General features: G+C 74.6%; 9 protein-coding genes. 3 read left to right on the forward strand and 6 right to left on the reverse strand.

Translation table 11 applies throughout. The features are described from left to right. Window positions 1–19: 19 nt before the first annotated feature. From QC282_RS06320 to QC282_RS06335, 4 genes are all read right to left on the reverse strand, one after another. Complete coding sequence (locus QC282_RS06320; protein ID WP_279548204.1) at window positions 20–1,537, reverse strand: NAD(P)/FAD-dependent oxidoreductase; 1,518 nt, start codon at window positions 1,535–1,537, stop codon at window positions 20–22. 486 nt (window positions 1,538–2,023) lie between these two features. After that, window positions 2,024–2,653 carry a TetR/AcrR family transcriptional regulator gene (locus tag QC282_RS06325; protein ID WP_279548205.1) on the reverse strand — a complete coding sequence of 210 codons (630 nt, stop codon included), beginning with the start codon at window positions 2,651–2,653 and terminating at the stop codon, window positions 2,024–2,026. 50 nt (window positions 2,654–2,703) lie between these two features. Continuing rightward, complete coding sequence (locus QC282_RS06330) at window positions 2,704–4,788, reverse strand: YhgE/Pip domain-containing protein (RefSeq protein ID WP_279548206.1); 2,085 nt, start codon at window positions 4,786–4,788, stop codon at window positions 2,704–2,706. Next, window positions 4,760–5,671, reverse strand: a complete 912-nt coding sequence (locus tag QC282_RS06335) for an ATP-binding cassette domain-containing protein (RefSeq protein ID WP_279548207.1) — start codon at window positions 5,669–5,671, stop codon at window positions 4,760–4,762. Before QC282_RS06335 ends, QC282_RS06330 begins: the two co-directional genes overlap by 29 nt. A gap of 194 nt (window positions 5,672–5,865) precedes the next feature. Here QC282_RS06335 and QC282_RS06340 point away from each other — a divergent pair, with 194 nt between their 5' ends. The 3 genes from QC282_RS06340 to QC282_RS06350 all read left to right on the forward strand — a co-directional run bounded on the left by QC282_RS06340 (window position 5,866) and on the right by QC282_RS06350 (window position 8,201). Next, window positions 5,866–6,441: an SAV_6107 family HEPN domain-containing protein gene (locus tag QC282_RS06340; protein ID WP_279548208.1), complete on the forward strand. Its 576-nt coding sequence runs from the start codon at window positions 5,866–5,868 to the stop codon at window positions 6,439–6,441. 261 nt (window positions 6,442–6,702) lie between these two features. Then, on the forward strand, window positions 6,703–7,530 hold the full coding sequence (locus QC282_RS06345; RefSeq protein WP_279548209.1) for a methyltransferase: 828 nt from the start codon (window positions 6,703–6,705) through the stop codon (window positions 7,528–7,530). Window positions 7,531–7,808: 278 nt separating this feature from the next. Continuing rightward, window positions 7,809–8,201, forward strand: a complete 393-nt coding sequence (locus QC282_RS06350; protein ID WP_279548210.1) for a DUF3040 domain-containing protein — start codon at window positions 7,809–7,811, stop codon at window positions 8,199–8,201. A gap of 238 nt (window positions 8,202–8,439) precedes the next feature. Here the strand turns inward: QC282_RS06350 and QC282_RS06355 are convergent, their stop codons facing one another. Both QC282_RS06355 and QC282_RS06360 read right to left on the reverse strand, forming a co-directional pair. Next, window positions 8,440–10,827, reverse strand: coding sequence for a DUF3488 and transglutaminase-like domain-containing protein (locus QC282_RS06355; RefSeq protein WP_279548211.1), 2,388 nt, complete (start codon window positions 10,825–10,827; stop codon window positions 8,440–8,442). Next, window positions 10,824–12,197 carry a DUF58 domain-containing protein gene (locus tag QC282_RS06360; RefSeq protein WP_279548218.1) on the reverse strand — a complete coding sequence of 458 codons (1,374 nt, stop codon included), beginning with the start codon at window positions 12,195–12,197 and terminating at the stop codon, window positions 10,824–10,826. The genes QC282_RS06355 and QC282_RS06360 overlap by 4 nt, the downstream gene beginning before the upstream one ends. Window positions 12,198–12,229 lie beyond the last annotated feature (32 nt).

A 12,229-nucleotide genomic window follows, 5' to 3' on the forward strand; every position in this document is an offset into this window, starting at 1 on the left:
CGAGCGGTGCCGCCCGCGCTCACTGCGAGCCGCGGAACTCCGGCCCCTCCACGATCAGCCCGGCCACCAGCGCGCCCGACATCCCCGCGTGCGGCAGCCCGCCGCCCGGATGGGCCCAGCCGCCGACGGTGAACAGACCCGGCAGGCGGGTGCTGTTCGACGGGTGCAGCAGCCGCCCCTCGGCCGCGGCCAGGGCCGGCGCGGGAACCGCACCGCCTTCCGCGGCGGTCTCCGCGGCGATGTCGGCCGGCGTGCGCACCTCGTGCCACAGGATGCGGTCGCGCAGGCGGGGGACGGCCCGCTCCGCCGCGGCGATCATGCCGTCGGCGTGGTGCTCGAAGCCCTCGGACCCGGCCCCGCCCCGCTCGCCGGACCGGGCGGGCACCGTCGACGTCAGCGTCACGGCCTCGTGACCGGCGTCCGGAACCAGCTCGGGGTCGTCGGGCCGCAGGACCGTCACCGTCGGAGGACCGACCGCGCCGGGCGGCGTACCGAACAGCGCGTCCAGCTCCGCCTCCCGGTCCGTCGCGTGCACCACCGTGCGGTGCGCCGTCCCCTCCGGCCGCGCCCCGCGCAGCGCCAGCAGCACCGTGAGCCGGCTCGCCGGCCCGCGCTGCGGCGGGACCCCGGCGCCCTCGCGCACCGCCGACTGTCCGGCGAGCCGGTCCAGCACGCCCGGCGCCGCACCGGCGACCACGTAGTCGGCCTCCGCCACTTCCTGGCCGGCCAGCTCCACGCCCGCCACCCGGCCGTCCTTCTCCACGATCGCGGTCACCTCGGCGCCGAAGCGGAACTCCACCCGGCGCGCCACGCACCGGTCGTGCACCGCGCGGGCCAGCTCCCGCAGCCCCCCGCGCACGTACCACATGCCGAAGGCGTGCTCCATGTACGGCAGCACGGCCGCGCTCGCCGGCGTGAGGCGCGGGTCCAGGCCGTACGCGAGGGCGTGGCTCTCCAGCAGGGCGGCCAGCCGCGCGTCCCGCAGCTCCCACGCGGCGACCTCGGCGAGCGTGCCGGCCCGGCGGGTGCGCAGCAGCCGCTTGTGCGGCACCGCCGGATACGGCTCCCGCTCGGCCAGCACCTGCCAGTTCGGCCACAGCGGCTCCTCCAGCAGCGGCCGGCGCGTGCGGTCCCAGGCCTCGCGGGCGCGCACCAGGAAGTCGCCCCAGCGGCGGCCCGCGCCCTCGCCCAGCGCCTCGTCCAGGGCCGCGACGACACCCGCGCGTGAGGCGTTCGGCAGGGCGACCCGTGTGCCGTCCGCGAAGACGTGCCGCGAGGACGGGTCGACCTGGACCAGATCGACGCAGGCCTCCAGCGGCTCCTTGCCGGTCTTGACGAACAGGTCGCGCCAGACGGCGGGCAGCGGCAGCAGCCCCGGACCCGTGTCGAAGGAGAAGCCGTCCCGCGTCACGCGGCGCAGCGCCCCGCCGTACGTGTCCGTCCGCTCGTACACCGTCACCCGGTGGCCCGCGACGGCCAGCCGGGCGGCGGCAGCCATCGCGCCCATCCCGGCGCCGATCACCGCAATCCGTGCCATGACCGCGACTTTATCCGCCCCCACCGACAGTCCCGCCGCGGGCCTGTGAACAGCGGCTTTCCGGTCCTCGCCGGGTGGTGCCTGCCGGTGTCGGCCATGCCGGGGGAGTACCGGCGCGGACGCGCTCGGCACCAGGCGCGGCGCGGGCCCGCGGTGGCCGGTGCGCAGACCTGAGTACATGTACCTAGAACGACAGTTGAGTACGCGCGCGGATGGGTGCGGGCCCGCTCGAACGAGAGAGTGGAGGCACGGAGAAGGGGCGCGGCACCGGCACCGGCGACACGGGGCGCCGGAACGGTGCGGCCCTCGATCCGCTCCTTCCGCCGGCCGGCGGTCGGCGGGAGCGAGGCACGGGGGAGACCCGGGGGACGACCGGAAACGGGGTTCGACGGGGGGACGTACGGGGGAGCAGGGGAAGCGCCGGTCCGACGGCGGCCCGCGGGGGACGCGGCCACGACGGACCGGCGCTTTCACGTGCGCGGCCGGTCAGCCGCGGCCGCTCACCCGGCCCTGCAGCAGGCGGGACAGCGCCGCGTGCACGTCGTCCAGGGAGCGCTCCGGCTGGAAGGCCTGCCAGTCGAGCGCGGCCACCAGCACCATGCCGACCAGCGCCGCCGCCGTCAGCGGCACGTCGATCTCCTCGCTGAACTCGCCGCCGGCCACCCCGTCGCGCAGCACGCCCTCGACGACCGCGACGGCCTCCTGACGGACCACCATCAGCGTGGACTGCCAGGCGCGGTTGGTGCGCCACAGCTCCGCCACGTACAGCTGGGTGAAGGCCGGGTAGCGGTCGATGAAGACGAGCCCCGCGCGGATCATCGCGTCCAGGGCGTCGACCTTGCTGCCGCCCTCGCGCGCGGTGCGCTCGGCCGCCTCCCGAAGAGACGCGGTCAGGAGGCCGACGCCGTGCCGCAGCAGTTCCTCGAACAGGACGGACTTGCTCGCGAAGTTGTAGTAGACCGTGCCCTTGGCGACTCCGGCCCGCTCGGCGATCTCGTCCACCGTGGTGGCGGAGAAGCCCTGCTCGGCGATGAGCGTGACGGCCGCCTCGTAGAGCTTCTGCCGGGTGATCTCACGGCGGGTCCTGCCGCCCGACGTGGCGCTGCTGCTTTCCATGGCCCCGATTCTCACAGGTACGGGGCCCTTCTCGGGCACGGTCGGCGCGGTCACAGGGTCAGCTCCGGGTGCAGCCGGTCCAGTGTCCACACCTGACGCCGGCGGGCCGACAGGGCGGTCAGCGCGAGCGCGCCCGCGGTGAACGCCACCAGCACCGCGCACGCCTGCCACACGGGGCCGAGTCCGCCGCCCGTGATGAGCCTGCGGAGCGCGTCCACGACGTGGCTCATCGGCAGGAAGGGATGCAGCGCGTTGAAGAAGCCGGGACTGGTCTGCACGGGGTAGGTGCCGCCCGCCGAGGTCAGCTGGAGCATCAGCGCCGCCAGGACGAGGATCCGGCCCGCCGCGCCGAAGCGGGCGTTCAGCCACTGCACGATCGCCGCGAAGCACGCCGTCACCAGGAACAGGAAGCCCACCGTGCCGGCCGCCCGCGCCATCCGCAGCCCCACCGCCCAGTGCAGCACCGACATCAGGGCCACCGTCTGGAGCACCCCGATCGCCACCACCGGCAGCCAGCCCGCCAGCGCGATCCGCCACGCCGGGGCGCCCGCGGCGAGCGCGCGCCGGTTCAGCGGCGCGATCACCATGTACGCCACCATCGCGCCCACCCACAGGGACAGCGGGATGAAGTACGGGGCGAAGCCGGTGCCGTAGTTGGGCGCCTTGTGCAGGTCCTCGGACACCAGCCGGACGGGGTCCGCCATGACGTCCGTGCGCCGGTCGCGGTCCTTCTCGCCGTAGTCGGGGATCTGCTTCGCGCCGTCGTGCAGACCGCCCGCGAGCTTCCCGGAGCCGTCCACCAGCTTGTACATGCCGCCGTTCAGGTCCTGCGCGCCCGTGCTGAGGGCGCCGACGCCCTCGTCCAGGTCCGCCGCGCCCGTCTCGGCGCCGCCGAGGCCCTTGTTGAGCTTCTTTGCGCCCGCCGCGACCTTCCCGGCGCCCTCGTTCAGCTTGTTGATCTTCTTCACGGCCGCGTCGAGGTCCTCCGACAGGTGCGGCGCGTGGTCGGCGAGCGCTCGCGCCTGCTGCTGGAGGGTCGCGAGGTGCTTGTCCAGCCGCTTGAGGTCGCCGTTGTGGTCGGCGACCAGCGTGTTGAGATCGTCCGCGACGACCGCCACGCCGGCCGCGGCGTCCCTGGCCTTCTCCAGGTCGGCGCAGGCCGCGTCGGGGAGTACGGGGTCGTCGCAGCGCGTCCGGTGGATCGCGGTCAGCGTGTCGGCCGCGGCGTGGGCCGTCTTCGCCGCGCCGGGCGCCCGTTCGGCCAGCGTGTCCAGGTTGTCGCGGATCGCGCCGGACGAGTCGGCCACGAGCCGGGCCGTGTCCCCGATGGTCTTCTCGTTGTCCTTCAGGAACGGGCCCGCCTTGCCCGCGAACCCGTTGACCAGGTCGGCGAGCGTCTGCGTGCCGTCGGCGACCTGCCGGGAACCGGACTGCAGATCGCCCGCGCCCGTGTGCAGCTTCTTCAGGCCCTTGGACAGCTTGCCGCTGCCGGCCTTGGCGTCCGCCAGTCCGTCGGCGAGGTCCTTGGCGCCCTTCTCGGCCCTGCCTATGCCGCCCTTGAGCCGGTCGGCGCCCTTGGCGGCCTTCACCGTCTCGCCGTGGATGTCGGAGAAGGAGATGAAGATCCGGTCCAGGAACGACCGGGACGCCTTCGTCGACGCGGCCTGCCGCACCTCGCTGAAGACCGTCCGCGAGATCTGCCCGACGATGTAGTTGTTGGCGTCGTTCGTGCGCACCCGGAGGGCGCCGGTCTCCGGGGAGGCGCCCGAACTGGACGCGATGCGCCTGCTGAAGTCGGCGGGCATGGTGAGCGACAGGTAGTACGTGCCGTCCTCCACACCTCTGCGGGCCTCGGCGGCGCTCACCTCGCGCCAGTCGAAGGTGTCGCTCTCGCGCAGCCCTTCGGCGATGTCGTCGCCCGCCGTGAGCCGCTCGCCGCCGGCGCTCGCGCCCTTGTCGTCGTTCACGAGCGCGACGGGGATGCGGTCCAGACGGCTGTACGGGTCCCAGAACGACCACAGGTACAGGGCGCCGTACAGCAGGGGCAGCACCAGCAGCGCGACCAGCGCGGCCCTGGGGAGCCTGCCGCGCCCGAAGCGCCTCAGCTCAAGCGCGGCCAGTTTCGGCGAACGCATCGGCCGCCGCCTCCTTCGCTACGTCGTCGTTCGCGTCGTGGTCGCTGTCGTCGTTGTGGTGGTCGTCGTCGCCGTTGTTGTGGTCGTCACGGCTGCCGATACGGCTGTCGCTGTCGCTGTCGCTGTCGCTGTCGTCGGTGTCGGTGTCGGTGTCGATGCCGCGGTCGCCGGTGTCGTGGTCGTCGTCCGGGTCGGCGGCGGGCCGGGTGGGCACGACGACCGTGCCCTCGGGGGCCTCGCCGCACACGGCCACGACCGTCGTGCCACCGGCGGCGACGGACCGCAGCAGTGCCCACATCTCGTCGCGCTCGGCGGCCGACAGCTTCAAATCGGCGTCGTCCACGCCGAGCAACCGCGGGCGGCCGACGAGCGCGAGCGCGACGGACAGCCGCAGCGCCTCCAGCCGCTCCAGGTCCCGCACGGCGGTCCGGGCGCCCTTGGGCAGCGCCTCCAGGTCGAGGCCGGCGGCGGCCAGCGCGGAGTCGACCCGCAGCTTCGCCTCGCTTCGGCGCTCGGCCCGCGGGCGCAGCAGCGCGCGCAGCGAGCCGCCGAAACGGCGCTGGAGCAGCGCCCGCTCGCGCAGGTGCTCGCCCACGGTCAGGGCCGGGTCGAGCTCGGTGACACCGGCGACGTGCGCGAGCGCGCTGACGCGCCGGGCCGCGGACATCCGCCGGGGCAGCCGGGCCCCGCCCACGGCCGCCGTGCCCTCGGTCGCCTTCATCCGTCCGGTCAGCGCGAGCAGCAGACACGTACGGCCGGACCCCGAGGGCCCCACGACCGTGATCAGCGAACCGGGCTCCGCGTCGAAGGCGACCCCGCGGAAGGTCCAGCCGCGCGGGCCCCTGAGCCCGAAGTCCCGGGCCGTGACCGCGATTCCGTGCACGGTTCCCCCTCCCCTCAAGTGAACCTGCGAATGGAAATGTTTTTGAACTGACCAGTCAGTGCAAAAGCTAGCCCGAACTCGCGATCGAAGCAAAACCCCAGGTCAGAACGGATTGTCAGTGCCATACCTCACGATGGGCACATACGGCACCCCGTATGAGGACGTGCCGTCACACAGACGACAGGAGGTTCGTCATGGCCAACCCGTCCGCAGCCGCCGCCCGTCGGCGCCGCGCCACCGGCCCTGCCCCCTCACTGACCGGCCCCGCGACCGACGTCCACCCCGTACTGCGCCGGGCCACGGCACCGCCCGCCGCCCTCGACCTGCTCGCCCAGGCCCGCGCCGGCCTGGACGAGGCCGCCTCCCTGGAAACGCCCAACGAGCGGTACGCGACGGCCCACCTCGCCGCCCTGCGCACCGCCGCCGCCGTACTCGCCGCACTCGGCCGCCCGGAGACCAGCCCACGAGCCCGCGCCCGCATCCGGAGCGCCTGGGAAGTGCTCCCCGAGATCGCGCCCGAGCTCTCCGAATGGAGCGCGCTGTTCGCCTCGGGAGCCCGGCGCCGCGCCCGGGCGGAGGCGGGCATCCAGGGCGCGGCGAGCAGTCGGGACGCCGACGACCTGATACGGGACGTGGCGATGTTCCTGCGCCTGGTGGAGCGGATGCTCGTCCTCCAGCCGGTCCTGCCGCAGCCGCGCGCGGACACCGACCAGCCGGAGCGCCGGGGCCGTGGCGTCGGCCGGGACCGTGACATGCCGGACGCCGGCTGACGGGGCCGCCCGCGGGCACCGGGCGGCACGGTGCCGCAGGCGACAGGGCCCCGGGGGTGACCAGGCAGGGGCCCGAAGCAACGGGCTCGCGGATGCCGGGCGGGCCGCCGCGGGCAACGGGCCCGCGGTGACCGGGCAGGGCGCCGGAGGCAATAGGGTGGAGGGCGCCTGAAGCCCTGCCCGCCCGTACACCGGACCGGGGAGGGCACCCCGTTCGCTCCGCCGTCCACCGGGCGGTGCCGTGCCGAGGAGTCAACTGCCGTGTCGGACCCGATGCGCCCGCCCGCCTCCCACCACCACCCTCGAACGGCGTCGCTGCGCTCCGGCTCCTCCCAGCCCCGCGCCTCCATCCGTACCGCCGTGGTCTGGGAGGTCCTCCAGGAGGCCCTGGACCGCCGGGTCAAGGCCACGGGCCGCCAGGCGCTGGACGTTCTCGACACCGGCGGCGGCAGCGGCAAGTTCGCCGTGCCCGTCGCCCGCCTCGGCCACCGCGTCACCGTCGTCGACCCCAGCCCGAACGCGCTGTTCGCCCTGGAGCGCCGCGCCGCCGAGGCCGACGTCGCCGACCGCGTGCGGGGCGTCCAGGGCGACGCCCACGGCCTCTTCGACGTGGTCGAGCGCGGCGGCTACGACGCCGTGCTGTGCCACGGCGTCCTCGAATACGTCGACGACCCGGCCGAGGGCGTCCGCAACGCGGTCGCGGCCCTGCGCTCCGAGGGCGTGCTCAGCCTGCTCGCCGCCGGCCTGGGCGGCGCCGTCATCGCCCGGGCCCTCGCCGGCCACTTCAAGGAGGCGCGACAGGCGCTCACGGACCCCAGCGGCCGCTGGGGCGAGGGGGACCCCATGCCGCGCCGCTTCACCGCCGAGCAGCTCACCGGGCTCGTCGAGGGAGCAGGCCTGGAGGTCGCCGCCGTACACGGCGTGCGGGTCTTCGCCGACCTCGTGCCCGGCGTGCTGGTGGACACCGAGCCGGGCGCCCTGGAGGCGCTGCTGAAGCTGGAGGAGGCGGCGGCCGAGCTTCCGGCGTTCCACTCCGTGGCCACGCAGCTCCATGTGCTCGGTGAGACCCGCGTGGCGGACGAGGCCTGAGCAGGCCCTTGCGGTGCGCCGCTGATCAGCACATCAATGGCACATGCAGTACGCCACAGGCCCCCCGAATGGAGGCACGGCGCCGTATGATCGAGGGAGACCGCCCGGCATGACGGGCCGGTAGCTGGGGAATGGAAGCTTCAGCGGGCCGGGACGTCCATGGCGGGTTCCGGTTGGCCAATTGGCGCAGAGGGGCGGGTTTCACGGGGGCGATTCCCTGCCTATCCTGAAGAGACCCCCCCGGGTCGCCCCGGCGACTGCACGATGAGGAGGACTCCGTGCCGCTCTCGGAGCACGAGCAGCGAATGCTCGAGCAGATGGAGCGAGCGCTGTACGCCGAAGATCCCAAGTTCGCGTCGGCGCTTGAGGGAAGCGGGCTGCGCACGTACACCCGGCGGCGGGTCTACCAGGCGGTTGCCGGCTTCCTCGTAGGTATTGCGCTCCTCATGGCAGGAATGGTCGCCCAGCAGGTCTGGCTCAGCGTCGTCGGCTTCCTCGTGATGCTGGGCTGCGCGGTGCTCGCCGTGACCGGTTGGCGCAAGGCACCCAAGCCGGGTGAACAGCCGGCCGCCGGTGCTCCGACCCCGCGTCGTCAGGGCAGGCAGCGCCGCTCCATGATGGACCGCATCGAGGAGCGCTGGCAGCGGCGCCGTGACGAACAGGGCCATTAGCCCCGCCTACGTCTCCCCGTACAGGTGAAGACACGCGTGAGGGGGTGACCACCGGGATCGGTGGTCACCCCCTCACGCATGCGCTGGTGCTGCCGCAGGCCTGTGCCGCCGCCCTTCGGAAGCGGGCGGTGCAATGCCGACTGACCTCTGCCACCCGCTGCCGACGCGAACGCCAAGGCGCCACTGCCGCACCGAAAGGGCCGGGCTGCGGCACAGCGTGCTGCCGCCCGGCCCCTCCTCAGCCCTGCTGCCGGGTCGGTCTGCGCAGTGTGGGGCGGGCCGCCGCGGCGCGGCCCTTGACGTCCGTCCACCACGCCGACGTCGTCCACACCACCCGCACGGCCGAACGCGGCGCGAACACCGCGCGCAGCCGGCTGCCCCGGCTCGCCGCGGCCGTCAGGCCGGCGATCACCCGGCGGACGTCGTCCGCGAGGCCCGGTGTCGGATGCGGCCGGGGCGCGTAGAGGGCCTGTTCGACGGCGCCCGCCACCCGGTGCACCGACGACGCGGCATCCCCGTCGAGACGCCCCAGCCGCACGATCCGGGCGGCCGCCCCGCGCGGTGTACGCGACTCCTCCGGCACGATCCCGAAGTCCCACGCCGTGTCGGTCAGCTCCTGCCACACCGCCAGCGTGTGGGCCGCCGCGCCCTCCTCCGAGCGGCCGTGCGCACCGAGCCGCACGGCCCGGGTCCGATGCCGCCACAGCATCGGTGCCAAGGGGAGCGCCACCGCGGCGAGGCCGCCCAGCACCCACAGCAGGACCACCCACCACTTGGGTCCGTCGTCGTCCACGGCGAGCGCCGCCTGCGAGGACTCGGTCGGGCAGGCGCCGTCCAGCCGCTTCTGCTCCACCGTGCAGCCCGCGCTCCTGGAGGGCGCGGCGGACTGCGCCGTCGACGCCGACTCCGACGGCCGGGCCGGGTTCGGCAGCGAGCTGCCCGGCGTGTCCGGCACCGTGTACGACGGGGTCGTGCCGCGGCTCGGCGTCGGCTCGAAGCGGGTCCAGCCCACGCCCTCGAAGTACAGCTCCGGCCACGCGTGCGCGTCCTTCAGGCTCACCGACACGGTGCTGTCGGCCTGCGGGGTGCCCGGCGCGAAGCCCACCGCGACCCGGGCCGGTATGCCCAGCGAGCGGGCCATGGACGCCATCGCGAAGGAGAAGTGCACACAGAAGCCCTGCTTGTCGCGCAGGAAGCGGGCGATGGCCTGGGAGCCGCTGCCGACCTGGACCCGGGTGTCGTATTCGAAGTCGCCGGTGACGGAGAAGTAGTCCTGGAGCTTGACCGCCTGCTCGTAGGGGTTCGCCGCGCCCTCGGTGACCTGCTGGGCCGTGCGGGCCACCACCTCGGGCAGCGAGTCCGGCAGCTTCGTGAACTCCCGCGTCAGCGACGCCGGCGGGGCCGGTGCGGCGGCGAGCTGGTCGGCCGTCGGCTGCACGTCCAGGCTCGACACCTGGTACGTCAGACCGCGTGTGTTCTGCCCGTGGTCGCCGACCAGGGTCATGCCCTCCGGCTCGTAGCGCCAGTCGCCGCGGATCCGGACACCGCTCGGCGGGTACGGCATGGGCAGCCAGTCCTGGGCGTACCAGCCGGCCGCGGAGATCGTCGTGTCGAACTCGGCGCGCTTCACGCCCGGGCCGAGACCGGCCGGCGTCGGGAAACTCCCCTCCGGCACGGCCGTGATCTCCCGCTTGGCGGGCTTCCACGTGGTGCCGTCGAAGTCGTCCAGCGACACGATCCGCAGGTAGAGGTCGGAGACGTCCTCCGCCTCGGTCCGCACCGTCAGGACCGTGCGGTCCTCCTCCACGTTCAGGCTGTCGCGCAGGGACACCAGAGGGTTCACCGCGGAGATCGTGCCGCCGCCGCCCGTGCCGCCGCCCACCCCGGTGCCGGCCGCGTCCAGCAGTCCGCCGTTCATGGCGGGCAGACCCAGCGGCACCACCAGGGCGATGCCCAGCGCGACCATGCCTATGCGCCGCCCGGTGCGCACCGGGGACAGGGCGCCCGAGTCGCCGCCCGGCGTGCGCGAACCGCCGCCGAAGACCCGGCCCCACTGGGAGAGCCGGTCGCGCCCCTCGGCCAGCAGCAGGAACAGATAACCCGCCGCCGCGATCAGGAACCACACCCAGTCGGCGCCGCCGTCGGACAGACCCGCCGCCACCGAGTACAGCGCGAGCAGCGCCAGCCCGGCCGGGGCCGCGGTGCGGAACGTGACCGCCAGGGCGTCCACCATCAGCCCGATCACCAGCACACCGCCGACCAGCATCAGCCGGATGCCGTCGGACAGCGGGGCCGGGATCGCGTACCGCCCGACGTCGTCCGTGCCCTGCCGGAGCAGGTCGGCGAAGTGGGCGAAGGCCTCGGGGCCCGGGACCAGACCCGCGAACGCGTGCTCCCGCGCGAAGACCAGGGTGAGCATCACCAGCGTGACGAGCGCCTGCGCGGCCACGGTCAGGGGCCGCGCCAGCGGCACCCGGCGCGTCACCATGCCCACACCCGTCTGCACCGCCAGCAGGAAGCCGCCCTGGAGGATCCACGTGGCCGGCTCGACCAGGGGCAGCAGCGCGCCCGCGGCCATCAGCGTGGCCGCCCAGGCGCACAGCGCCAGTCGTGCCCGACCGCTCATGACCGCCCTTCCCCACCGCTCCCCGCGACGACACCGGTCCGCTGCCGGTCCGCCTGCCGCCACATCTCGTCCAGCGGGGCGCCACGCGGCACCGCCACGGCCGTCCAGCCCGCCTCGCGCAGCATCCGCAGCCGCTGCCCGTGCTCGTTCAACGGCCCGGCCACATCGCTCGGTTCCCGCCCCCAGGCGTCGCTGTCCAGCAGGAAGGCGACCGCGGCCCCGCTGCGGTGCCGCATCCGCGCGACCACCGCCGCCTGCTGCTCGTCCAGGTCGCCGAGGAAGGCGACCAGCAGCCCCTCGCTGCCGCCCCGCAGCACGTCGTACGCCCGCGACAGGCCCGCGCCGTCGGAGTGGTCGATCACCGCCAGGGTGTCCATCATCATCCCGGTCGCGTCCGCCGCCTCCTGGCTGGCGCCCGCGAAGCCGTCCGAGCCCTCGCCGGGCACCGAACTGCCGGTGTCGGTCAGCAGCCGCACCGAGAAGCCCCGCTCCAGCATGTGCACCAGCACGGACGCGGCGCCCGACACCGCCCATTCGAAGGCCGAGTCCGGCCCGGCGCCCCGGAAGGCGACGGCCCGGGTGTCGAGCAGCACCGTGCAGCGGGCCCGCTGCGGCTGCTCCTCGCGGCGCACCATCAGCTCGCCGTAGCGCGCGGTGGAACGCCAGTGCACGCGGCGCAGGTCGTCGCCGTGGCGGTACCCGCGCGGGATCACGTCGTCCTCGCCGGCCAGCGCCAGGGAACGCTGCCGTCCGTCGCCGTATCCCTTGGCCTGGCCGCCCAGCCGCACCGGTGGCAGGGGCTCCACGCGCGGGATCACCGTCAGCGTGTCGTACGCCGGGAAGGACCGGGTCAGCTCGCACATCCCGAACGGGTCGGTCAGCCGCAGCTGGAGCGGGCCCAGCGGGTAGCGGCCGCGCAGGTCGGAGCGGACCCGGTAGGACACCTCGCGGCGACCGCCCGCCTCGACCCGGTCCAGCACGAAGCGGGGGCGCGGGCCGAGCACGTACGGCACGCGGTCCTGGAGCATCAGCAGACCCGTGGGCAGCCGCGAGACGTTGTCCATCCGCAGATGCACCCGGGCCTCGGAGCCGGCCGGCACGCGCGCGGGAGTGAGCCGGCGGCTGCCCGCAACCCGGTACCGCGTGCGGTACAGCACCGCCGCGCACACCAGCGGCAGCACCGCCAGCAGCAGACCGACCCGGAGCAGGTCGCTCTGCCCGAGCACGTAGGCGCACACGGCCGCCGCGATCCCGGCGGCCAGGAAGGAGCGGCCACGGGTGGTCAGGCCGGACAGCGCCGTACGGATGCCGCCCCTGTCGCCGCCCTCGCTCTCCGCGAAGCCGGCGCCCCCGGGGGCGGGGGAGGTCATCACAGCCTCCGGGGCGGCTGCTGGCCGTACGC

This window comes from Streptomyces sp. DH24 (genome assembly GCF_029813775.1).
Taxonomy (GTDB): domain Bacteria; phylum Actinomycetota; class Actinomycetes; order Streptomycetales; family Streptomycetaceae; genus Streptomyces.

What these genes read in the sequence shown, in the direction of transcription:
- QC282_RS06320 (WP_279548204.1), bottom strand. Translation starts at nt 1,537, where the DNA reads ATGGCACGGATTGCGGTGATCGGCGCCGGGATGGGCGCGATGGCTGCC.
- QC282_RS06325 (WP_279548205.1), bottom strand. Translation starts at nt 2,653, where the DNA reads ATGGAAAGCAGCAGCGCCACGTCGGGCGGCAGGACCCGCCGTGAGATC.
- QC282_RS06330 (WP_279548206.1), bottom strand. Translation starts at nt 4,788, where the DNA reads ATGCGTTCGCCGAAACTGGCCGCGCTTGAGCTGAGGCGCTTCGGGCGC.
- QC282_RS06340 (WP_279548208.1), top strand. Translation starts at nt 5,866, where the DNA reads ATGGCCAACCCGTCCGCAGCCGCCGCCCGTCGGCGCCGCGCCACCGGC.
- QC282_RS06355 (WP_279548211.1), bottom strand. Translation starts at nt 10,827, where the DNA reads ATGAGCGGTCGGGCACGACTGGCGCTGTGCGCCTGGGCGGCCACGCTG.
- QC282_RS06360 (WP_279548218.1), bottom strand. Translation starts at nt 12,197, where the DNA reads ATGACCTCCCCCGCCCCCGGGGGCGCCGGCTTCGCGGAGAGCGAGGGC.